The sequence below is a fragment of the Streptomyces sp. NPDC004542 genome (assembly GCF_040610035.1).
Taxonomy (GTDB): Bacteria; Actinomycetota; Actinomycetes; order Streptomycetales; family Streptomycetaceae; genus Streptomyces.
Genome location: NZ_JBEXLP010000031.1, coordinates 38,672 through 59,886, shown reverse-complemented (window position 1 = coordinate 59,886; position 21,215 = coordinate 38,672). Strand labels below are relative to the sequence as shown.

Genomic DNA, 21,215 nt, shown 5'->3' with positions numbered 1-21,215 from the left:
GCGCCGGGGCGCCGGGGCGCCGGGGCGCGTCAGCCGAAGAAGACACCGACCTCGGCGTACAGCGCGGGGTCCACCGTCTTCAGCTTCGCCGTGGCCTCGGAGATCGGGACGCGGACGATGTCGGTGCCGCGCAGGGCGACCATCTTGCCGAAGTCGCCCTCGCGGACGCAGTCGATGGCGTGCAGGCCGAAGCGGGTGGCGAGCCAGCGGTCGAAGGCGCTGGGGGTGCCGCCGCGCTGGATGTGCCCCAGCACGGTCGTGCGGGCCTCCTTGCCGGTGCGCTTCTCGATCTCCTTCGCCAGCCACTCGCCGACCCCGGACAGGCGGACGTGTCCGAAGGAGTCGAGCGACTCGTCCTTCAGGACCACGTCGCCGTCCTTGGGCATGGCGCCTTCCGCGATCACGACGATCGGGGCGTAGGAGGCCTTGAAGCGGGAGGTGATCCAGGCGCACACCTGCTCGAGGTCGAAGCGCTGTTCCGGGATGAGAATGACGTTGGCGCCGCCGGCGAGCCCGGAGTGCAGGGCGATCCAGCCGGCGTGACGGCCCATCACCTCGCACACCAGGACGCGCATGTGGGACTCGGCGGTGGTGTGCAGCCGGTCGATGGCCTCGGTGGCGATACCGACCGCGGTGTCGAAGCCGAAGGTGTAGTCGGTGGCGGAGAGGTCGTTGTCGATGGTCTTGGGCACGCCCACGCACGGCACGCCGTACTCCTCGGACAGCTGTGCGGCCACCCCGAGGGTGTCCTCACCGCCGATCGTGATCAGCGCCTCGACCTCCTGCTTGGCGAGGTTGTCCTTGATCCGGCGGACGCCGTCCTTCTGCTTGAGGGGGTTGGTCCGCGAGGAGCCGAGGATGGTGCCGCCCCGGGGCAGGATGCCCCGCACCGCGGGGATGTCGAGGCGGACGCTGTCGCCCTCGAGGGGCCCTCGCCAGCCGTCCCGGAAGCCGACGAAGTCGTATCCGTACTCCTGTACACCCTTGCGCACGATGCCCCGGATGACGGCGTTGAGCCCGGGGCAGTCGCCGCCTCCGGTCAGTACTCCGACCCGCATGGAAATGTCCCTTCGCAGCGGTTGCCTGACGGAGAGTCACGGTAGCCGTGATGCGCGTCACACAGGGAGAGGCGGGAAGGGCAATTCCGGTGAACTGTCCGGCGTTCGCTTTACTCGTCGTCAAGTCCGCGCTCTATGGCGTACCGCACGAGTTCGACCCGGTTGTGCAACTGGAGCTTGCCGAGGGTGTTCTGGACGTGGTTCTGCACCGTGCGGTGCGAGATGACGAGGCGTTCGGCGATCTGCTTGTAGCTCAGGCCCTTGGCGACCAGCCGCAGCACCTCGGTCTCGCGCTCGGTGAGCCGGGGCGCCCTCGGTTCGCCGGTGTCCGGGGCGGGGGCGGGCTCGGAGGCGAGCCGGCGGTACTCGCCGAGGACGAGACCGGCGAGGCCGGGCGTGAAGACCGGGTCGCCGACCGCCGTACGGCGCACCGCGTCCAGCAGTTCCTCGGTGGACGCCGACTTCAGCAGGTAGCCGGTCGCGCCGGACTTCACTGCCTCCAGGACGTCGGCGTGCTCACCGCTCGCCGACAGCACCAGCACGCGCAGCGCCGGATCCGCGGCCACCAGTTCCTTGCAGACCTGGACGCCCGGCTTGGCGGGCAGGTTCAGGTCCAGGACGAGGACGTCGGGCGCGACCGCCTTGGCGCGGCGCACCGCCTGTTCGCCGTCCCCCGCGGTGGCGACCACCTCGAGGCCGGACTCGGCCAGGTCCCGGGCGACCGCGTCGCGCCACATCGGGTGGTCGTCGACCACCATGACCCTGATCGGGTCCCGCTGCTCCGTCATCGCCTGTCCGCCTTCCCCCCGGAGACCCGCCGGGCCTCGTGGTCCTTCGGTGCCTTCAGTTCGACTTCCGTGCCCTGGCCGGGCGTCGACAGCAGTTCGGCGCTGCCGCCGAGGTCGCGCAGCCGCCCCCGGATGGACAGGGCCACCCCGAGCCGTCCCTCGCCCTCGGCCTGGGCGAGCCGCCCCTCCGGGATGCCGGGACCGTCGTCCCGCACGGTCACCACGACCTCGTCCGGCTCGTCCTCGACCAGGATCCAGGCCCGCGCGTCCTCGCCCGCGTGCTGCCGGACGTTGTCCAGGGCGGCGCCCACGGCCGCGGCCAGCTCCCCTGCCGTGCCGGCCGGCAGGAGCACCGGGGCCCCGGGTTCGGCGAGGCTGACCCGGGCGCCGGCGAACGGGGCGAGCAGCGAGCGCAGGTCGACGGGGCCGGCGGGGCCGCCGGCGTCGTCCGGCTCCTCCACCGCCCGTACCACCGCGCCCTCGGCCGGGTCCTCGGAGGTGCGCGGGACGGGCACCAGGCCGCCGGAGACCAGCGTGCGCAGCGCCACCTCCTGCTCCCCCGCCATCCGGCCCAGCTCGGCCGCCTCGCCGCCGAGGACCGCGCCGCGCCGCTGCACCATGGCCAGCACCTGCAGCACCCCGTCGTGGATGTCCCGGGCGAGCCGCTCCCGCTCGCGGGTCGCGGCCTCGATCTCCAGGGCGCGGGCGAGGGTCCGCTCGGAGGCGCGGGCCACCTCGACGACGTAGCCGATGGCGATGGACGCGACCCACACGAGGATCACGTTGTGCACGGTGTCGCGGGCCGGCCGGCCGCGCTCGATCAGGTTGGCGGCGGCGACCAGCGTGGAGGCCAGGGCCGCCCAGCGCCAGCCGCCCTTGAGCGCGAAGGCCAGCACCGAGCCGGCGGTCCATATCGAGGGCAGCGTGGGCCCGCCGTCGAGGATGCGCTGGTGGGTGTCGGCGAGGGGGGTGAGCAGGATGCCGGCGAGCGCGATCGTCAGGTCGGCGGCGAGGAAGCGCTTGGTGCAGCCGGCCGCGTTCGCCACCCGGGGCAGCGTCGCCAGGGTCCACCCGACCAGGACGACGTAGTAGGCGATCGCGATCCAGGGGCGGGCGAACCGGTCGTACGCGGTGGCGCACAGACCGATCGCGTACAGCATCGTCAGCACCCGGTAGCCGGTGAGCGCACGCCACATCGGCAGCTCGACCGACATCCGCATGACCTTCTCGCGCCTCGGCACGTCCCCCAACCCCCCTGCCCCTTGCCCCCCCCCCGGGCCGCCGCGCCTAGGACTCGGCCTTCGCGGCGGCCTTCTCGGCCTTCTCGGCCTTCTCGGCCTCCTTGGACGCCTTCGCTGCCTCCGCGATCCGGCGCTTCGCGGCGGTGGCGTAGATGTCGACGTACTCCTGGCCGGAGAGCTTCATGATCTCGTACATGACCTCGTCCGTCACCGCGCGCAGCACGAAACGGTCGTGCTCCATGCCCTGGTAGCGGCTGAAGTCCAGCGGCTCGCCGATGCGGATGCCGGGCCGCATCAGCTTCGGGACGACCTTCCCGGGCGGCTGGATCTTCTCCGTGTCGATCATCGCCACGGGGATGACCGGCGCGCCGGTGGCGAGGGCCACGCGGGCCAGGCCGCCGGGCTTGCCCCGGTACAGGCGCCCGTCGGGCGAGCGGGTGCCCTCGGGGTAGATGCCGAACAGCTCGCCCCGCTCCAGGACGTCTATCCCGCTCTTGACCGCCGCCTCGCCCGCTCCCCGCGCGCCGGAGCGGTCCACCGGAAGCTGTCCGACGCCCTTGAAGAAGGCGGCGGTGAGCCGGCCCTTCACGCCGGGCGTGGTGAAGTACTCCGCCTTCGCGATGAAGGTGACCTTGCGGTCGAGGACCGCGGGCAGGAAGAACGAGTCCGAGAACGACAGGTGATTGCTCGCCAGGATCGCGGGGCCCTCGGCCGGAATGTTCTCGAGGCCTTCCACCCAGGGTCTGAAGGCGACCTTCAGCGGTCCCCCGATGGCGACCTTCATCGTGCCGTACAACAACCGAGTGCCTCCTGATTTCCGTCGATCAGACCTTAACCCGCTCCGCCGTCAATGGCGCCGACGACCCTGGTCGGTGGCAGTGCGGTCGCGTACGGTGAAACAACACCTCACAGTCGTCCACGCCCCGTCGTCCACGCCCCTCTCATGAACAGGAGACCTACGTGCCGGTTCTCCCCGGAGCCGAGCCGTACCGCCACGAGGGCGGTCCGGTGGGTGTCCTCCTCAGCCACGGGTTCACCGGTTCGCCCCAGTCGCTGCGGCCGTGGGCGGACCATCACGCCGCGCACGGCCTGACCGTCTCGCTGCCGCTGCTGCCCGGGCACGGCACGAGCTGGGAGGACATGCAGGTCACCGGCTGGCAGGACTGGTACGCGGAGGTCGACCGCGAACTGCGTCTGCTGCGTCAGCGGTGCGAGCGGGTGTTCGTGGCGGGCCTGTCGATGGGCGGGGCGCTCGCGCTGCGGCTGGCTGCGAAGCACGGCGCGGACGTCGACGGGGTCGTGGTCGTGAACCCGGCGAACAAGGTGCACGGCCTGTCCGCGTACGCGCTTCCGGTGGCCCGGCACCTCGTGCGGACGACGAAGGGCATCGCGAGCGACATCGCGAAGGAGGGCGCCGCGGAACTGGGGTACGACCGGGTACCGCTGCACGCCGCCCACTCCCTGCGGGTCTTCCTGCGGATGCTGGACGGCGAGCTGCCGCGGGTCACGCATCCGCTGCTGCTCCTGCGCAGTGCCCGCGACCATGTGGTGCCTGCGGCCGATTCGGCGCGTGTGCTGAGCCGTGTGTCGTCGGCGGACGTAACGGAGGTCGTGCTGGAACAGAGTTACCACGTGGCGACGTTGGACCACGACGCGGACCGGATCTTCGAGGAGAGCCTCGCCTTCATCGGCCGGCTCGCACCCAGTGTCGGCAAGGAAGGGACGGCCGCAGTTGGCTGAGCACGACTCCGACCGCGAGGACCGCGAGCCGGACGAGAAGGGCGTGCCCTTCGACGAGGAGGCCGCCTGGGCGGCGATCGTCGCCGGATACGGCGAGGAGCCGCCGGACCCGCCGGGCACCAGGCCGTTCAGGCCGGTGGAGGATCTCGCGCTGCCCGAGAAGGACCTCGGGAAGGATCTCAAGAAGAACCTCGGGAAAGATCTCGGGAAGGACCTCGGAAAAGATCTCGGGAACGAGCCCGAGAGGAACCCGGACGACGAGGAGGAGGAGCAGCAGCGGCCGCCCGTCCGGCCGCTGGGCGGCTCGATCTCCTTCGCGCCCGGCGTAGGACCGCGTGACTACACGGCGCCGGAGGCGTCCGAGGACGACTTCGACGAGGACGACGAGGGCCACTTCGTGCCGCCCGAGCCGCCCCCGCTGCCGGCCGCCGACACCACCGCCAAGTTCGCCTGGCTCGGCGTGGTGGGCGGGCCCGTCCTGCTCCTGCTGGCCGTGGTGTTCGGCTGGGAGATGACCTGGTGGCTGGCGACCCTCGGCATCGGCGGCTTCCTCGGCGGCTTCACCACGCTGGTGGTGCGCATGCGGACGGACGACGACGGGGACGACGATCCGGGGCGGGGCGCGGTCGTCTGAGGCGAGGCGCTACGCCACCGCGGGAATCCTGAGGGCGGCCAGCACGGGCAAGTGGTCGGTCGCCCTCGTCAGGTCGGCCTCGGTCACGCCGGGATGGTCCTGCGGTACCCCGCAGCCCAGGACCTCGATGCCCTTGGTGGCGAAGATCGCGTCGATGCGGCGGTGCGGTTCGTCGCGGATCCAGGTGTGCTCGCCGCCCCAGGGGGCGGTGGCCCAGCAGTCCTGGAGGCCGTCGGCGAGCCGCCGGAACGTCGGGCCCTCGGGGCGCTCGTTCAGGTCGCCGCCCGCCACGGCGTGCCGCACACCCATTCCGGCCAGCCGGTCGAGGAGCATGCCGCCCTGGTCGTGGCGCTCGTCCTGCTGGAGGGAGAGGTGGCAGCTCAGTACGCCGATGCGGGCGCCGCCGAAGCGGACCACTGCCGTGGCGAAGCCGCGCCGGTGGAGTCCGGGGGTGAGCGGGAGGAGCACGTCCTCCGTCCGCTCGACGGTGGCCCGCAGACCGCAGAGGATCGCCGGTCCCGCGGCTGTCGCGCCGCCCGTGAGGACGACCTGGCCGGAGGCCGCCGCCAGCCGGGCCAGCTTCTTGCGCCAGCGGAAGAAGCGGGGGGCTTCCTGGACGAGGACCAGGTCGGGGGCGCAGGCGGTGATGACGCGGGCGAGGGCGTCGGTGTCGTCGCGCAGGGAGCGGATGTTGTAACTGAGGACGCGGATGACGGCTGAACCGTCGGGTTCGGTGAGGGAGTTCGGGAGCGCCATGCCGATCAACATACGCCCGGGAACGCGGGGCGCGGGGTCAGTGCCCCGCGCCCCGGTACGGCAGAGGTACCGCAGAGCCCGCTTACATGATCGGGTCGGGCTCGCGGGCCAGGTCCGCCGCGCCGACCAGGCCGGCCTTGTTGCCCAGCTGAGCGGCGATCACGTCGGCGACCGGGCGCCAGTTGCCGCCGACCAGCCAGCGCTTGTAGGACTTACGGATCGGGTCGAGCACCAGCTCGCCCTCGTCGGAGAGCCCGCCGCCGACGATGAAGGCGGAGGGGTCGAAGAGGGAGGCGAGGTCGGCGAGGCCGGCGCCGGCCCAGCGGGCCAGCTCGCGGTAGGAGTCGACGGCGACCGGATCGCCCTGGCGGGCGGCCATGGAGATGTGCTTGCCCTCGATGCCGTCGGGGGTGCCGTCACCGAGGCCGAGCAGGATCTCGGCGTTCTCGGGGGTGGCGTTGGCGCGCTGCTTGGCGTATCTGACGAGGGCGCGTCCGGAGGCGTACTGCTCCCAGCAGCCCTGCGAGCCGCAGCCGCACAGCAGGCCGTCGGGGACCATCCGGATGTGGCCGAACTCGGCGGCCACACCGAAGTGGCCGCGGCGCAGCTTGTTGCCGATGATGATGCCGCCGCCGAGGCCGGTGCCGAGCGTGATGCAGATGACGTTGCGGTGGCCCTTGCCGGCGCCGAACTTGTACTCGCCCCACGCGGCGGCGTTGGCGTCGTTCTCCACGACGACCGGGAGGCCCACGCGGGCCTCGACCTTCTCCTTCAGCGGCTCCTGGCGCCAGTCGATGTTGGGCGCGAAGTAGACCGTGGAGCGCTGGCGGTTGACGTAACCGGCGGCACCGATGCCCACGCCGACGATCTCGTGTCCGGCGCGGGCGCCCTCCACCGCCGAGGCGATGGCGTCCACGATGCCCTCGGACGTGCCCGGAGTCGGCACCTTGAAGGTCGAGAGGATGTTGCCTTCCTCGTCGACCACGCCGGCCGCGATCTTCGTGCCGCCGATGTCGACGCCGATGGTGAGTCCCATGAATCCCTCAGTTTCGGTCGAGCCCCGCTACCGCCCACGGTACCCGAGGCCCTGCCGCGGAGTTCCCGTCGTCCACCGGCCGGGCAGGGCGGCCGAGTGACGGCGGGGACCCATGGGGCTCAGTCCAGGTCGATGCGTTCTCCGGGACCGGTGCCCTCACCCCGGTCGCCCCGATCGTTACGGTCGGACCTCGGGGCGTCCTGGAGGCCGCCCGGACGGGACGTCCAGCGCCGTTCCTGGGACTGGACGGCCGAGCGGTAGGCGGCCAGCAGTTCGCTGCCGGCCGCCGCCAGGTGGTCGAAGACGTCGGGGTTGCGCTCGATGACCGGCTCGACGGCCGCCTTGGCCTGCTGCACGGCCTGCCGGACCGCCTGCTGGGCGGCGGGTCCGGCGACCGCGCCGAGCAGCGGGGACTGGAGGCCGGACAGCTTGTCGGCCACCGCGTCGACGAGCTTGCGCAGCTCCTCCGCGGCCGAGCCCGGGGGCGGTCCGTGTGCGGCGCGGCGGCGGGCCTTCTCCGCCGCGAGGTCCTCGGCGCAGGCCGTGGCCCAGGCGTCGGCGTCGGTCGCCCGCACCTCGCCGGCCGCCTCCGGTCCGGGGGCGTCGGGCGTGGGGCGCTCTTCGCTCATGACGGTCTCCTGACTGCGGTTCGCCCCTCCGACGTTACCCGAACGGACCCGGTCGGTTCACCGTCCGTCAGCTCCCGCGCGGCCACAGGTCCGGGTCGGGCGCGAACCTGACGCGCAGCTCGTCCTCGCGCAGGGCGGCCCCGGCGACGGTGCAGCGGCGCAGCGCGGAGGGCAACGGGACGATCCGCCGGAACGGGCCGGCCGTGATCACCAGCTCGTCCCCGCGCCGGACGAGGTCGAGTTCGTCCCGTACGGCACCCGGCAGGGGGATGTGCCAGACCAGCACGCCGTCCTCGGCGATCCGGTCGAGGACGGGCCACTCGACCGGGGCGGACGCCGGGTCGACACCGGGCACGGCGAGCGCGGCGAGGTCGTCGGCGCCGCGCGGGTCACGGCCGAGGTGGGCGACGGTGCGGACGTCGTAGGCGGCGCGCCACTCGGCGAGGGTCTTGCCGTGCTGGGCGGCGAGGCCCGCCAGCCAGGGGTCACGGGCGGTCTCGGGCAGGACGCGGTTGGCGATCAGCACCTCGGTGCGCAGACCGCGCAGGGCGAGGCCGAGGCGGGCGCCGCGCACGGCGTCGTCGGCGGCCGGGCCCGGCTCGGCGACCAGGTGGACGGCGGTGTCGCGGTCACCGAGGACGGCTTCCACGGCGGCGAGTTCGACGTCCCAGCGGGCGGCCGTCTCGTACAGCCAGTCCGCGGGCATGGGCACCCCGGCGAGCCGTCCGAGGACCGGGCGCAGGGCGCGGGCCGCCTGCCGCTCGGGCGGGAGGAGGCGGCGCAGGTACCGGCGCAGCTCCTCCGGCAGGGAGAGCAGCGCGAGGGCCCGGGGGGCGGGCGGCAGGTCGACGACGAGCAGTCCGTACCGCTCGGAGAGGGCCGCGTCCCGCAGGGCGCGCAGGAAGGACAGCTCCTCGGCGCCGGGGAGCGGGGTGACCTCCTCGGCGTCCAGGCGGGCGGCGCCGAGCAGGTCGAGGACGTTCGTGGCGCGGCCCTGGAAGGCGGTGAGGTCGTCACGGAAGCGCTCGGTGGCGTCCGGCCGCCAGGCGGTGAGGCGGTCGGCGGCCCGGACGGGGGCCGCTCCCGTCGCCGTGCCCAGCGCCGCGCCGAGGGTGTCCGTGCGGTCGGCGCTCAGCACGAGGGTGTCGACGCCGTCGCCCGCCGCCCGCAGCGCGGTGGCCGCGGCGACGGTCGTACGTCCGCAGCCGCCCGGGCCCGTGATCAGGATGGTACGCATGTCGGTGAACGCTACCGTTGCCCGGGCAGCGCGCCGGGCAACGCTACTTCTCGCCCGACTCCACGCGCTTCTTCAGGCCCGCCAGCGCGCGGTCGATGATGACCTTCTCGGCCTTGCGCTTGATCATGCCGAGCATGGGGATCTTGACGTCCACCGTCAGCCGGTAGGTGACCTCGGTCGTCCCCGCGCCCGCGGTCTTCAGGATGTACGAGCCGTCGAGGGAGCGCAGCATCTGGGACTTCACCAGGGTCCAGGAGACCTCGTTCTCACCGGTCCAGGTGTAGGCGAGGGTCTGGTCGTCCTTGATGGCGCCCGCGTCCATGACGAGGCGGACCTGCTCGGCGCGGCCCTGGCCGTCGGTCTTGAGGACCTCCGCCTCCTTCACCTCGCCGGTCCAGTCCGGGTAGCGGGCGAAGTCGGCGATCACCCCCATGACATCGGCCGGTGCCGCCTCGATCGTGATGCTCGAGCTGGTGTGTTCCGCCATCGCCGTGGCTCCTCCAGATGCGGGCCGTTGCCGGTGTTCGTCGTGCGCGGTCACCGTGCGGGATCGTGCTGCGCACGGTGTGCAGCGGAAGGCTACCGCGCCCGCCACCAGCCGACTTCACCCCGTACCCCCTGGTCCCTCACCATTCCAGCGCCCAGGGCCTGCCGGTGCCGGCGAAGTGCCCCACGTTCACGCACTCGGTCGCCCCGATCCGCATCCGCCGGGTCAGCGGCTGGTGGACGTGGCCGAAGAGGGCGTAGCGCGGCCTGGTGCGGCGGATCGCGTCCAGCAGGGCGCGGCTGCCCCGTTCGAAGCGGCGGGCGACCGTGTCGTAGACCAGCTCCGGGACCTCCGGCGGGATGTGCGTGCACAGCACGTCGACCTCGCCGACGGCCTCGATCTTCGCCGCGTACTCCTCGTCGCCGATCTCGTACGGCGTCCGCATCGGGGTGCGCAGACCGCCGCCGACGAAGCCGAAGACCCGGCCGCCGATCTCCACCCGCTCGCCGTCGAGGACGGTCGTGCCGGGCCCGGCGTACTCCCGCCACAGCTGCGGCATGTCGACATTGCCGTACGTCGCGTACGTCGGCGCCGGGAACGCGGCGAACATCTCGGCGTACTGCTTGCGCACCGCTAGCTCGATGGCGGTGGCCCGGTCGGCACCGATGCCCGCCCACAGCCGGGCCCCGAACTCCCGTGCCTCCTCGAAGCGGCGGGCGGTGCGCAGCTCGACGATGCGGTCGGCGTTCTGCTCGCCGAACAGGTCGGGGAAGATGCCGCGCGAGTGGTCGGCGTAGTCGAGGAAGAGGACCAGGTCACCGAGACAGATCAGCGCGTCGGCGCCCTCGCCGGCCCTGGCCAGGTCACGGGCGTTGCCGTGCACGTCACTGACCACGTGGACACGGGTCCTGCGTGTGCCGGCCGATGTGGATGCCATGGCGATCAAGGGTAGGCCGCGCGGCGCAGTTGTGAACAGTGGCGTCCGGACCTGCGGTTACTGGCCAGTCCTGAAACGGGTGGACTACTGTGCGCAAAGGAATACACAAGCCGTGTGACGCGGCGAACATCTCGTCGGGACCCCCTGTCGAAGAAGCCATACCGGCGGGTAACGTCCGGGCAGTCCAGTCGTGCTCTGGATCTCAACCAGTGGGCCTCCGGGCCCTTCTGATGGATCTCCGGGGAGGAAGGAGCGGCGTCCGGTGCGGGCGATCGGCGTGCGGTGCGGAGGGTCATGCGGCCAAGCCACCTGTCCCTCCGCGCCGTGTGGCGAGCGTGCGTGCCGGGCGCCGCGACGCCGCGGAGATCCATCAGAAGGGCCCGGGCCCGCGGTGGACAACCGGAGTACCTGCCCGAGCCTTGGACCCCACCGTCGCATCACACAACGTCGTGGCGCCGGCGCCCTATGAGGAGCAGCAGTCTTGCGCGAGTTCAGCCTTCCGGCCCTGTACGAGGTCCCCGCGGACGGGAATCTGACCGACATCGTCCGCAGAAACGCCGCGCAGCATCCCGACGTCGCCGTGATCGCCCGCAAGGTGGGGGGCGCCTGGCAGGACGTGACGGCCACGGCGTTCCTGGCCGAGGTGCGGGCCGCCGCCAAGGGCCTGATCGCCTCCGGCGTCGAGCCGGGCGACCGGGTGGGCCTGATGTCCCGGACCCGCTACGAGTGGACGCTGCTCGACTTCGCGATCTGGAGCGCCGGCGCGATCACCGTGCCGGTGTACGAGACCAGCTCGCCGGAGCAGGTGCAGTGGATCCTCGCCGACTCGGGCGCCACCGCCTGCGTCGTGGAGCAGGGGGTCCACGCCGCCGCCGTGGAGTCGGTGCGCGAGTCGCTGCCCGCGCTCAAGCACGTCTGGCAGATCGACGCCGGGGGCGTGGAGGAGCTGGGCCGGCTGGGACAGGACGTCGCCGACGCGACCGTCGAGGAGCGCAGCTCGCTGGCGAAGGCCGACGACCCGGCGACGATCGTCTACACCTCGGGCACGACGGGCCGCCCCAAGGGCTGTGTCCTCACCCACCGCAGCTTCTTCGCCGAGTGCGGCAACGTCGTGGAGCGGCTGCGCCCGCTGTTCCGCACCGGTGAGTGTTCCGTCCTGCTGTTCCTGCCGCTCGCGCACGTCTTCGGGCGCCTGGTGCAGATCGCCCCGATGATGGCGCCGATCAAGCTGGGCAACGTCCCGGACATCAAGAACCTCACCGACGAACTGGCCGCGTTCCGTCCGACGCTGATCCTCGGCGTGCCGCGCGTGTTCGAGAAGGTGTACAACACCGCCCGTGCCAAGGCGCAGGCGGACGGCAAGGGCGCGATCTTCGACAAGGCGACCGACACGGCCATCGCGTACAGCAAGGCCCTGGACACGCCGTCCGGCCCGTCCGTCGGTCTGAAGATCAAGCACAAGGTCTTCGACAAGCTGGTCTACGGCAAGCTGCGGGCGGTGCTCGGCGGGCGCGGCGAGTACGCCATCTCCGGCGGTGCCCCGCTGGGCGAGCGGCTCGGCCACTTCTTCCGCGGCATCGGTTTCACGGTCCTGGAGGGCTACGGCCTGACCGAGTCCTGTGCGGCCACCGCCTTCAACCCGTGGGACCGGCAGAAGATCGGCACGGTCGGGCAGCCGCTGCCGGGCTCGGTGGTGCGCATCGCCGACGACGGCGAGGTGCTGCTGCACGGCGAGCACCTGTTCAAGGGGTACTGGAACAACGAGGCCGCGACCGCCGAGGCGCTGGCGGACGGCTGGTTCCACACCGGTGACATCGGCACCCTCGACGAGGACGGCTACCTCAGGATCACCGGCCGCAAGAAGGAGATCATCGTCACCGCGGGCGGCAAGAACGTCGCCCCGGCCGTGATCGAGGACCGCATCCGGGCGCACGCGCTGGTCGCGGAGTGCATGGTGGTGGGCGACGGGCGGCCGTTCGTGGGCGCGCTGGTCACCCTCGACGAGGAGTTCCTGGGCCGCTGGTGTGCCGAGCACGGCAAGCCGGCGGGCTCCACCGCGGCGTCGCTGCGCGAGGACCCGGATCTGCTGGCGGCGGTCCAGGACGCGGTCGACGACGGCAACGCCGCGGTCTCGAAGGCGGAATCGGTGCGGAAGTTCCGCATTCTGTCCTCCCAGTTCACGGAGGAGTCGGGCCACCTCACGCCGTCCCTGAAGCTCAAGCGGGGCGTGGTGGCGAAGGACTACGCGGCCGAGATCGAGGCGATCTACGCGAAGTAGTCACCCCCGGCTGCGACGGCTCATGGCGCGGTGTCCTCGGCCAGGACCCGCGCCATCGTGCGTTCGGCGAGGGCGGTGATCGTCACGAAGGGGTTGACGCCGATCGAGCCGGGCACGAGCGAGCCGTCGGTGACGTACAGCTTCGGATACCCCTTGACCCGGCCGTAGTCGTCGGTGGCCCGGCCGAGGACGCAGCCGCCCAGCGGGTGGTAGGTGAAGTCGTCGGCGAAGACCTTGCTGCCGGAGCCGAACAGGTCGTACCGGTAGAGGGTGGCGTTGGCCGAGTTGATCCGGTCGAACAGCTTCTTGGCCATGGCGACCGACACCGCGCTCTGGGCCGCGGTCCAGCCCAGCTTCACCGCCCCGGACGAGGCGTCGTAGGTGAACCGCGCCCGCTGGGGGTTCTTGGTGATCGCGAGGTACAGGCTGACCCAGTGCTCGAAGCCCATGGGCAGCGGGGCGATCTCGGCGAAGACCGGGTTGTCGGCGTTGGCCCAGTCGTCGATGCCCAGCACGGGCATGGTGGCCTGGTCGGCGCCGACGGTGTCCCAGATGTGGTTGGCGCGGCCGAGCATGGTGTTGCCGTTGGTGCCCCAGCCGGCGCCGACGCTCGCGTCCAGGTCCGGCAGGGTGCCGGTGTCCCGGGCGCGGACGAGGAGTTCGGTGGTGCCCAGGCTGCCGCCGCCGAGGAAGAGGTACGTGCAGCCGTAGGTCTTGGTCTCGACGACGGCGCCGGTGGTGTCGATGCGGTCGGCGGTCAGGACGTACGAGCCGTCGCTCGCCCGGCTGACGGTCCGCACCTTCTCCAGGCTGTGGATGGTGACGTTGCCGGTGCCGAGGGCCGCGGCCAGGTAGGTCTTGTCCAGGCTGCGCTTGCCGTGGTTGTTGCCGTAGACGACCTCCCCGGCGAGCGCGGACTTCGTGGCGGTGCCGGCCGCCTCGCGCTGCATGTAGCCGAAGTCGTAGACGTTCGGTACGAAGGTGGTCTTCAGGCCGGCGGTGTCGGCGGCCTTGCGGGAGGTACGGGCGAACTTGTACCACTCGGTCGACTCGAACCACGCCGGGTCGATGCTGTTGACACCGAGCATGGCGCGGGCGCGCGGGAACCAGGTGCCGTACATCTCGCTCGCGTCGACGGTCGGGAACTGCTCGGCGAAGTACGCCGGGGGCGGGGTGACCGCCATCCCGCCGTTGACCAGGGAGCCGCCGCCGACGCCCCGGCCGACGAAGACGGACATGGCGTCGTAGTGCACCCGGTCGAGGGCCCCGGGATAGGGGGTGATGTCCTTGTTGACGAGGTCCAGCCACAGGAAGGTGGCCAGCGGCGCCTCGGTGCGGGTGCGGAACCACATGGACCGCTCGTCCGGGGCGGTGGTGGAGCAGAACACCTTGCCGTCGGAGCCGGCGGTGTTCCACAGCCGGCCCATCTCGAGGACGACGGTACGGATGCCGGCCTGGCCGAGGCGGAGGGCGGCGACGGCGCCGCCGTACCCGGAGCCGATCACGACGGCGGGGGCGGACTCGACCGCGGCGGGCTCGACCGCGCGGGCCGACTGGAGGCCGACGCGGGTGAAGCCGAGGGTGGCCGCCGTCTGGAGGGCGGCCATACCGAGGACATGACGTCTCGTCAGCTGACGCTGCATCAGTTTTGCTGTCATGCGCGCAGCATCGGCGGATTATCCGCCTCCGGCTAGAGCAGAGTTCTCAACTTCTCCGCCAAAAGGTCCCAGCGCCACTTCTCCTCCACCCACTGCCGTCCCCGCTCGCCCATCCGGCGGCGAAGCCCGGCGTCGGCGAGGAGGGCGACGACCCGTTCGGCGGTCTCGGCCGGGGAGCCGCCGCGGACGACCCAGCCGGTCTCGCCGTCGAGCACCGCGTCGGGCGCGCCGCCCGAGTCGCCGGCGACCACGGGCAGCCCGGTGGCGGAGGCCTCCAGGTAGACGATGCCGAGCCCTTCGACGTCCAGGCCGCCCCGACGGGTCCGGCAGGGCATGGCGAAGACGTCCCCGGCGCCGTAGTGCGCGGGCAGCTCGGACCAGGGCACGGAACCGGTGAAGCGCACGGAGTCCGCCACCCCCCTCTCGTGGGCGAGGCGGCGCAGGTCCTTCTCGTAGGGGCCGCCGCCGACGATCAGCAGCACGGCGTCCGGCTCGGCCGCCAGGATCCGGGGCATGGCCAGGATCAGCGTGTCCTGCCCCTTGCGCGGCACCAGCCGGGAGACGCACACGACGACCGGCCGCCCGGTCAGTCCGAGCCGCTCGCGGACCTCGGCGCCGCCCGACTCCGGGTGGAAGGTCTTCTCGTCGACGCCGGGCGGCAGCTGCACCATCCGGCCGGCCGCCTGCACAGTCAGCGCGGTGGCGATCCGCGCGCGCGTGTACTCGCCGAGGTAGGTGAGGGTGTCCGTCGACTCCCCGATCCGGCGCAGCAGGTGCCGGGCGGCGGGCAGCTGGGCCCACCCGGCCTCGTGCCCGTGGGTGGTGGCCACGATCCGCCGGGCGCCCGCCTTCCTGAGCGCCGGGGCCATCAGCCCGAGCGGCGCGGCCGCCCCGAACCACACCGAGGTGCACCCGTGTTCCCTGAGCAGCCCGACCGCCCGGCGTGTGGCCTGCGGGGTGGGCAGCAGCATGGTCGTGCGGTCGCGTACGACAGGGAAGGGCTGCTCGGCGTCGAACGCGGCCGTGGCCCGGACGCCCTCCCGGCTCCGCTTCCAGGTGGAGGCGTAGACGACCAGCCGGTCCGGATCCAGACGCAGTGCCATGTTGTGCAGGAACGCCTGGATGCCGCCCGGCCGGGGCGGGAAGTCGTTGGTGACGATCAGGGTCTTGTGCATCGCCGCCGACCCTACCGAACCGGCCGTGCACCGGCGGGGGCGGCCGAGCCTGTGGCAGGCTCACAGCCGGGCAGGACATCATGTTCCCCTCGGACGGAAGCGGAACGACAGGGGATCGCGTGAAGAGCAACGGCGCCGGGTGGTCCCTGGCAGGGCTGTCGGTGACCTGGGCCGCGACCCGGCTGGTGGTCCTGCTCTACGCCTTCCGGGTGCTCGTCTTCCCGGGCGCGGACGTCACCTCCGACGTGTCCGTGATCTACCAGGGCTGGTACGAGGTGCTGCGCACCGGCGCCTTCCCGCTGGACGACGTGACCTGGCAGTACCCGCCCGCCGCCGCGCTGGCGATCCTCTCCCCCGCCGCCCTGCCCTTCCTCGGCTACACCCACGCCTTCTTCGTGCTGGCCTTCCTCGCCGACCTGGCCGTGCTGGGCCTGTTGCTGTACACCGGCCGCCGTCCCGGCAGGTCGCTGCGCGGCGCCTGGGTGTGGGTGGCGGGCGTCCCGCTGCTCGGCCCGACCGTGTACTCCCGCTACGACGTGATGGTGACCGCGGTCGCGGTGGCCGCGCTGCTCGCCGGTGCCCGGCACCCGCGGGTGATGGGCGCGCTGGCCGGCTTCGGGGCGATGCTCAAGGTGTGGCCGGCGCTGCTGCTGGTGGGCGCCGTGCGGCGCCGGGCCTGGGGCGCGGCGGCGGTGACGGCGTCGGGTCTGGCCGCGCTGTTCTCGGTCACCATGCCCGGCGCCTTCGCCTTCGTCACCTTCCAGCGGGACCGGGGCACCGAGGTGGAGTCGCTGGGTGCCCTGGTCTTCCATGTGGCACGGCACTTCGGCTGGCCGGGCGAGGTGCTGCTGAACTACGGATCGGTGGAGTTCCTCGGCCCGTACGTCGGCACGGTGAGCACCGTCGCGCTGGCGCTCACCGGGGCCTGCTTCGGCTGGCTGCTGCTGTGGCGGCTGAACGCGGACCGGCTGCGGACCCACACCCTGGCGGACGCCGCGTTCACCGCGGTGCTGATGTTCACCGTGACGAGCCGGGTGATCAGCCCGCAGTACCTGGTGTGGCTGGTCGGCCTGGCCGCGGTCTGCCTGTGCTTCCGGGCCGGCCGGATGGGCCCGCCCGCGCTGCTGGTGCTGGCCGCGACCTTCGTCACGGTGCTGGAGTTCCCGATCGGTTTCACGCACGTCGTGGCCAGCGACTGGTACGGCACCGGTCTGCTGCTCCTGCGCAACGGCCTGCTGATCGCCGCCTCGGTCAGCGCGGCCCGCCGCCTGTGGCGCTCCACCGTCATCCCGGTCCCCCTGCCCGCGCTGCCGAGCCAGAGCACCCCTTCGTCCCAGACCCCGGTGTCCTCCTGACCCCGGCCCGCGCGGCCGGCACCGCGACGGCCGCGCACTGTACGGCCATCGCGAGCGCCAGCGCCAGGCACACCCCCGGCAGCCCGAGCCCCGACAGGGCGTACGCGAGCGGCAGTTGGACGGCCGTGCCCAGCAGGGTCACCCGCAGCAGGGCGGGCGCCCCGCCGCTCCCCTCGAAGACCCCGCCGAGCGCGATGAACCCGGCCATCAGCAGCAGGTAGGGCCCGACGCAGCGCAGGAACAGCACGCCCTGGTGGGCGACACCGGGTCCGGCGCCGAAGGCGGCCATGATCCAGGGCGCGGTGACGGCCAGCAGCAGGGCCGCCGTGAGCCCCAGCGTCCCGGACACCAGGACGGCCTGCCGCCCGATGTCCCGGCGCGCGTCCCGGTCACCGGCGCCCCGGGTGTGCGCGGTGTGGATGGAGGCGGCCTGGCGTACGGCGTAGAAGGCCATGGTGGCGACGTACATCACCTTGTAGGCGATGGCGTAGGCGGCCACCGCCGTCACCCCGAGCCGCGCCACGATCGCCACCAGCAGCAGCGCGCCGCCCTGCCGGACGGTGAAGTCGGCGGACATCGGCAGCCCGGTGGTCAGCGTCCGGCGCAGGGCCGCGGCCAGGGGTTCGGCGGGGCGCTCCCGCGCCGCCGCCCGCAGCGGGGCGCCCCGGCGCAGGGCGGCCAGCCCGAACGCGAGGGCCACGGACCGGCACAGCACGGTGGAGGCGGCGGCACCGCGGACGCCGTACAGGTGGACGAGGAACGGGTCGCACACCAGGATCAGCCCGCCGGCCAGCAGGGCGAGCCGCATCGGGGTCCTGGTGTCGCCGGTGCCCTTCAGGATGCCGTCGACGAGCTGCTGGGCGAAGAAGACGGCCATGCCCGGCAGCGACAGGGCGAAGTAGGCGGTGGCGAGCCGGGGCGCGGCGCCCCCGTCGCCGAGCACCAGCCGGGCCAGGGGTTCGCGCAGCAGGTACCCGCCGACGGCGACCGGCGGGGTCACCAGTGCCCACAGCGCCACGCCTCCGCGTACCGCGGCCCGTACGGCGGCCGGGTCCCGGGCCCCCCGGGCGTGCGCGACCAGCACGGTGGTACCGGAGGCGAAGACCAGGGCGACTCCCAGCAGCACGTTCTCGGTGTTGGTCGCGACGGCGACGGCGGCCACGGCGGCGCCGCCGAGCCGGGAGACCCAGACGGTGTTGACGATCCCGGTGACGACGGAGGCGAGGAGCGAGAGGTAGACGGGGTGGGCGAGCGAGACGATCCGCCTGCGGTGGGCGCGGGCGTCCATGAGTTCCCCCTTCTGAGGTACCTCTCATCGAGGTAACTCGAAAAGAGGTACCATCAGGGGGAAGCCGCCCGCAAGGAGGATCCGCGTGCTCGAGCTGTCGATCCTGGGTTTCCTGGCCGAGGAACCGCTGCACGGATACGAACTGAAGGAGCGCATCACGGCACTGAGCGGACACGTCCGCCCGGTCAGCGACGGCGCCCTCTACCCGGCGATCAACCGTCTGGTCGCCGCGGGCAGGCTCGACGAACGCGCGGAGGACGGCGCGGGCGCCGCCCGGCGCCGGATGCTGTCGCTCACCGAGGCGGGCCGCGCGGACCTGCTGGAGCGGCTGCGGCACCCTAAGCAGGCGGACATCACCGACCAGGCGCGCTTCAACACGGTGCTCGCCTTCCTGCGCCACCTGCCGGACCCGGCCGAGCAGGCCGCCGTACTGGGCCGGCGCCTGGACTTCCTCCTGACCCCGGCGAGCTTCTTCTACCGGGACGGCGAGCCCGTACGGGCGGAGGAGGCCGGCGACCTGTTCCGGCAGGGCATGCTGCGGGTCGCCCGCGCCACCGGCCGGGCCGAGCGCGAGTGGCTGCGCGAGGCCATCGCCGTGCTGACTCAGCCGAGCCGGTCGCGCAGGTAGTCCTGCCACTGGGCGGTGAACGTCTCCGGTGTCGTGCCCAGCACATTCTTCAGCGCGTCCTCCACCGCTCCCGCCCGCTTGCCGTGCGCGCCGACGGCCCGGTAGAACGCGCCGAGCCGCGCCTCGCCCCAGCGGTCGGCGATCATCCGGCAGGCCAGCCAGCCGCCCTCGTACGCCCGGGCGAGGTCGACGGCGTCCGTGCTGAAGGCGAAGTCCTTGTCGGCCGGCAGCCGGGCCGGGACATGGCCGTCCTGGACCGCCCGCGCCAGCTCCGGCGCGGCCTGGGCCGCGGTGCGGCCCGTGCCGAGGTAGCCGGTCCAGTCGGCGTAGCCCTCGGAGAGCCACAGCGGGGTGGCGGCGTCGGTGTGGGCGCGGGTGGCCACGTGGGTGGTCTCATGGGTGAGCACGACCTGTTTGCCGACGTCGCCGAGGACGGCGTACGCCTCCGGATTGACGATGACCCGGTCTGCGGGCGCCCGGTCCGGTCCCCCCGCCTCGCCGGTGGTGACGGCGGCGATGCCCCGGTAGGAGGAGGCGGGCGAGCCGAGCAGCCCCGCCATGCCGTTCAGGGAGTCCGGTACGAGCACCACCACCCGCCGGGACCAGTCGGTGCCCCACTCCCGCGACACCGCCGGGACGGCGCGGTCGGCGAGCCGGACGTAGCCGCGCAGCTCGTCGGCGGACCGCCCCACGCCGAGCACCAGGCTGTGCGCGCCCCGCGCGGCCATCACCGTGCCCTGGTCCCACAGTTGCTGCCCGGCCTTCCTGGCGGGCCGGTCGGCGGTGACGTACCAGGCCCCGTCGGCGGTACGGCCGAGGGTGAGGGTACGGTCGGCGGTGACGGGCGCCTTGTCGTAGCCCCGTACCCGGTAGCGCAGTTCGGCGTCGGCCGTGGCGGTGGCGCCGCGGCGGCGCAGGCCGGTCAGGCGGTAGGTCCAGGACGCCAGCGGCACCGCCCGCAGCCGCCCGTACTGCGCGGGGCCGCCGGTCCTGTCGTACGCCGTCTCGTCGTGGTGCAGCAGGGCCACCGCCCGCCGGTCGAGCATCCGCTGCACCTCGGCCTTCACCGGGTCGGTGCCGGACGCTCCGCCGCACCCGGTCAGTGCGGCGAGCAGCAGACAGAGCCCCACCACCGGGGTGCCCCACGCCCGTCCGCGACCAGCCACTTTCCGATCGTACGGCCCGGCGCGAGAAAGTCAGGGCCGGGTGACCGAGGAGACCGGCATCATCCCGACCGGGTCGTAGCGCACCGGTGCGCCCGGATAGGGCGCGTGGATCACCTGGCCGTGGCCCACGTACAGGGCGACATGTCCGGCGTCCGGCCGGTAGACGACCAGGTCACCGGGCCGGGCCTGGGAGAGCGGGACCCGCCGGCCGGCGTAGCGCTGCTCCTGCGAGGTGCGCGGCAGATGGACGCCCGCCTGCGCGTACGACCACTGCGTCAGGCCCGAACAGTCGAAGCCGGAGGGGCCGCCTGCGCCCCAGACGTAGGGCCGGCCGACGGCGGAGCGGGCGGCGGCGACGGCCGCGGCGGCGCGGGCGTTCGGGGCGTCGGCGCCGAAGAGGTCCGGGATGCCGGGCACACCCGGGATCCCGGCGCGGCCGGAGCGGGAGGCCCGCTCGTAGGCGGTGCGCTCGTCGTCCGGCAGGGAGTTGAGCAGCCGCCGGGCCGTGGCGAGCTTCCTCTCCACGGTGCGCTTGTGGGAGGCGACCGCCTTGCGGCTCCGCTCCAGCTCGGCGAGGTTCCCGGCGGTCTCGGTGCGCTCCTGGGCGAGTTCGCGCATCGCGGACCGCAGTTCCTTCAGCCGGCCGGCCTGCCGGGCGCCGATCCGGTCGAGCGTGGCGGCCTTGTCGAGGTAGCCGCCGGGGTCGTCGGAGAACAGCAGAGCGACGGCCGGGTCGATGCCGCCGGAGCGGTACTGGGCACCGGCCAGTGAACCGAGTTCCTCTCGCAAGGCGTTGACGTGCTGCTGCTGGCGGGCGATCCGGTCCTGGGCCCGGCCCACCTCCTCGCGCAGCGTGTCGGCGCGCTCGTCGGCCTTGTCGTAGGCCTCGGTAGCCTGCTCGGCCTCGCGGTAGAGCCGGTCCACCTCGGCACGGGTGTCGGCGTGCGGCGCGGCGTCCGCGGAGACGGCGCCGAACGCGGCGGTCGCGACGGACAGCACACTCAGGGCGGCGCCGGCGCCCCGGTCGAACCCGGTCGGTGCAAGGCGGCGATGGGACCCCACGGGATGCCGCACTCCTTCCGCTGGCGGATGTCTGGAAAAGCTCGCCAGACAGTAACCGCGCG

General features: G+C 72.9%; 20 protein-coding genes. 5 read left to right on the top strand and 15 right to left on the bottom strand.

Annotated features, from left to right (window positions below; all coding sequences use genetic code 11):
- Positions 1–29: 29 nt before the first annotated feature.
- From ABZX30_RS18995 to ABZX30_RS18980, 4 genes are all read right to left on the bottom strand, one after another.
- Entirely contained in the window at positions 30–1,058 is a 1,029-nt protein-coding gene (locus ABZX30_RS18995; RefSeq protein WP_355934836.1) for a 6-phosphofructokinase, read from the bottom strand.
- A 110-nt stretch (positions 1,059–1,168) separates the two neighbouring features.
- The gene (locus ABZX30_RS18990) at positions 1,169–1,846 is read right to left on the bottom strand and encodes a response regulator transcription factor (protein ID WP_355934834.1); all 678 of its coding nucleotides are present in this window, start codon (positions 1,844–1,846) and stop codon (positions 1,169–1,171) included.
- On the bottom strand, positions 1,843–3,087 hold the full coding sequence (locus tag ABZX30_RS18985) for a DUF5931 domain-containing protein (protein WP_355934833.1): 1,245 nt from the start codon (positions 3,085–3,087) through the stop codon (positions 1,843–1,845). Before ABZX30_RS18985 ends, ABZX30_RS18990 begins: the two co-directional genes overlap by 4 nt.
- 46 nt (positions 3,088–3,133) lie before the next feature.
- Positions 3,134–3,883 carry a lysophospholipid acyltransferase family protein gene (locus ABZX30_RS18980; protein WP_355934874.1) on the bottom strand — a complete coding sequence of 250 codons (750 nt, stop codon included), beginning with the start codon at positions 3,881–3,883 and terminating at the stop codon, positions 3,134–3,136.
- Between the two features lie 164 nt (positions 3,884–4,047).
- On the opposite strand from ABZX30_RS18980, the gene ABZX30_RS18975 reads away from it, so the two are divergent.
- Both ABZX30_RS18975 and ABZX30_RS18970 read left to right on the top strand, forming a co-directional pair.
- Positions 4,048–4,827, top strand: a complete 780-nt coding sequence (locus tag ABZX30_RS18975; RefSeq protein WP_355934832.1) for an alpha/beta fold hydrolase — start codon at positions 4,048–4,050, stop codon at positions 4,825–4,827.
- Positions 4,820–5,461, top strand: a complete 642-nt coding sequence (locus ABZX30_RS18970; RefSeq protein ID WP_355934830.1) for a hypothetical protein — start codon at positions 4,820–4,822, stop codon at positions 5,459–5,461. The genes ABZX30_RS18975 and ABZX30_RS18970 overlap by 8 nt, the downstream gene beginning before the upstream one ends.
- A 9-nt stretch (positions 5,462–5,470) precedes the next feature.
- Here ABZX30_RS18970 and ABZX30_RS18965 read toward each other — a convergent pair whose 3' ends face one another.
- The 6 genes from ABZX30_RS18965 to ABZX30_RS18940 all read right to left on the bottom strand — a co-directional run bounded on the left by ABZX30_RS18965 (position 5,471) and on the right by ABZX30_RS18940 (position 10,543).
- Positions 5,471–6,217, bottom strand: a complete 747-nt coding sequence (locus tag ABZX30_RS18965; RefSeq protein ID WP_355934829.1) for an endonuclease/exonuclease/phosphatase family protein — start codon at positions 6,215–6,217, stop codon at positions 5,471–5,473.
- Positions 6,218–6,299: 82 nt separating this feature from the next.
- The gene (locus ABZX30_RS18960; protein WP_355934827.1) at positions 6,300–7,253 is read right to left on the bottom strand and encodes an ROK family glucokinase; all 954 of its coding nucleotides are present in this window, start codon (positions 7,251–7,253) and stop codon (positions 6,300–6,302) included.
- A 119-nt stretch (positions 7,254–7,372) separates the two neighbouring features.
- Positions 7,373–7,882 (bottom strand): DUF5304 domain-containing protein, encoded by a 510-nt coding sequence (locus ABZX30_RS18955; RefSeq protein ID WP_355934825.1) that lies wholly within the window; start codon positions 7,880–7,882, stop codon positions 7,373–7,375.
- Positions 7,883–7,949: 67 nt separating this feature from the next.
- A complete protein-coding gene (locus tag ABZX30_RS18950) occupies positions 7,950–9,119 on the bottom strand; it encodes an ArsA-related P-loop ATPase (protein WP_355934823.1) in 1,170 nt (389 codons plus the stop codon).
- 43 nt (positions 9,120–9,162) lie between these two features.
- Positions 9,163–9,606: an SRPBCC family protein gene (locus ABZX30_RS18945; protein WP_355934822.1), complete on the bottom strand. Its 444-nt coding sequence runs from the start codon at positions 9,604–9,606 to the stop codon at positions 9,163–9,165.
- Between the two features lie 139 nt (positions 9,607–9,745).
- On the bottom strand, positions 9,746–10,543 hold the full coding sequence (locus tag ABZX30_RS18940; RefSeq protein WP_355934821.1) for a metallophosphoesterase: 798 nt from the start codon (positions 10,541–10,543) through the stop codon (positions 9,746–9,748).
- A 481-nt stretch (positions 10,544–11,024) separates the two neighbouring features.
- On the opposite strand from ABZX30_RS18940, the gene ABZX30_RS18935 reads away from it, so the two are divergent.
- A complete protein-coding gene (locus ABZX30_RS18935; protein ID WP_355934820.1) occupies positions 11,025–12,821 on the top strand; it encodes an AMP-binding protein in 1,797 nt (598 codons plus the stop codon).
- 20 nt (positions 12,822–12,841) lie between these two features.
- Here ABZX30_RS18935 and ABZX30_RS18930 read toward each other — a convergent pair whose 3' ends face one another.
- Positions 12,842–14,428 (bottom strand): GMC oxidoreductase, encoded by a 1,587-nt coding sequence (locus tag ABZX30_RS18930; RefSeq protein WP_355934873.1) that lies wholly within the window; start codon positions 14,426–14,428, stop codon positions 12,842–12,844.
- An 83-nt stretch (positions 14,429–14,511) separates the two neighbouring features.
- Positions 14,512–15,654 (bottom strand): glycosyltransferase family 4 protein, encoded by a 1,143-nt coding sequence (locus ABZX30_RS18925; protein WP_355934818.1) that lies wholly within the window; start codon positions 15,652–15,654, stop codon positions 14,512–14,514.
- A 119-nt stretch (positions 15,655–15,773) separates the two neighbouring features.
- Between ABZX30_RS18925 and ABZX30_RS18920 the strand changes: the two genes are divergently transcribed.
- Positions 15,774–17,009, top strand: a complete 1,236-nt coding sequence (locus tag ABZX30_RS18920; RefSeq protein ID WP_355934817.1) for a glycosyltransferase family 87 protein — start codon at positions 15,774–15,776, stop codon at positions 17,007–17,009.
- On the opposite strand, the gene ABZX30_RS18915 is transcribed toward ABZX30_RS18920, so the two are convergent.
- Positions 16,939–18,297, bottom strand: a complete 1,359-nt coding sequence (locus ABZX30_RS18915; RefSeq protein WP_355934815.1) for an MATE family efflux transporter — start codon at positions 18,295–18,297, stop codon at positions 16,939–16,941. The genes ABZX30_RS18920 and ABZX30_RS18915 overlap by 71 nt on opposite strands.
- 85 nt (positions 18,298–18,382) lie before the next feature.
- Between ABZX30_RS18915 and ABZX30_RS18910 the strand changes: the two genes are divergently transcribed.
- Entirely contained in the window at positions 18,383–18,925 is a 543-nt protein-coding gene (locus ABZX30_RS18910; RefSeq protein ID WP_355934814.1) for a PadR family transcriptional regulator, read from the top strand.
- Here ABZX30_RS18910 and ABZX30_RS18905 read toward each other — a convergent pair.
- Entirely contained in the window at positions 18,901–20,091 is a 1,191-nt protein-coding gene (locus ABZX30_RS18905) for a hypothetical protein (RefSeq protein ID WP_355934813.1), read from the bottom strand. The genes ABZX30_RS18910 and ABZX30_RS18905 overlap by 25 nt on opposite strands.
- A gap of 30 nt (positions 20,092–20,121) precedes the next feature.
- Positions 20,122–21,153 carry an NlpC/P60 family protein gene (locus tag ABZX30_RS18900; RefSeq protein WP_355934811.1) on the bottom strand — a complete coding sequence of 344 codons (1,032 nt, stop codon included), beginning with the start codon at positions 21,151–21,153 and terminating at the stop codon, positions 20,122–20,124.
- Positions 21,154–21,215: the final 62 nt, after the last annotated feature.

Excerpts from the sequence above, each read along its gene's own strand:
- ABZX30_RS18995 (WP_355934836.1), bottom strand. The coding sequence starts at position 1,058 with ATGCGGGTCGGAGTACTGACCGGAGGCGGCGACTGCCCCGGGCTCAAC.
- ABZX30_RS18990 (WP_355934834.1), bottom strand. The coding sequence starts at position 1,846 with ATGACGGAGCAGCGGGACCCGATCAGGGTCATGGTGGTCGACGACCAC.
- ABZX30_RS18965 (WP_355934829.1), bottom strand. The coding sequence starts at position 6,217 with ATGGCGCTCCCGAACTCCCTCACCGAACCCGACGGTTCAGCCGTCATC.
- ABZX30_RS18960 (WP_355934827.1), bottom strand. The coding sequence starts at position 7,253 with ATGGGACTCACCATCGGCGTCGACATCGGCGGCACGAAGATCGCGGCC.
- ABZX30_RS18955 (WP_355934825.1), bottom strand. The coding sequence starts at position 7,882 with ATGAGCGAAGAGCGCCCCACGCCCGACGCCCCCGGACCGGAGGCGGCC.
- ABZX30_RS18950 (WP_355934823.1), bottom strand. The coding sequence starts at position 9,119 with ATGCGTACCATCCTGATCACGGGCCCGGGCGGCTGCGGACGTACGACC.
- ABZX30_RS18945 (WP_355934822.1), bottom strand. The coding sequence starts at position 9,606 with ATGGCGGAACACACCAGCTCGAGCATCACGATCGAGGCGGCACCGGCC.
- ABZX30_RS18940 (WP_355934821.1), bottom strand. The coding sequence starts at position 10,543 with ATGGCATCCACATCGGCCGGCACACGCAGGACCCGTGTCCACGTGGTC.
- ABZX30_RS18930 (WP_355934873.1), bottom strand. The coding sequence starts at position 14,428 with ATGGCCGCCCTCCAGACGGCGGCCACCCTCGGCTTCACCCGCGTCGGC.
- ABZX30_RS18925 (WP_355934818.1), bottom strand. The coding sequence starts at position 15,654 with ATGCACAAGACCCTGATCGTCACCAACGACTTCCCGCCCCGGCCGGGC.
- ABZX30_RS18915 (WP_355934815.1), bottom strand. The coding sequence starts at position 18,297 with ATGGACGCCCGCGCCCACCGCAGGCGGATCGTCTCGCTCGCCCACCCC.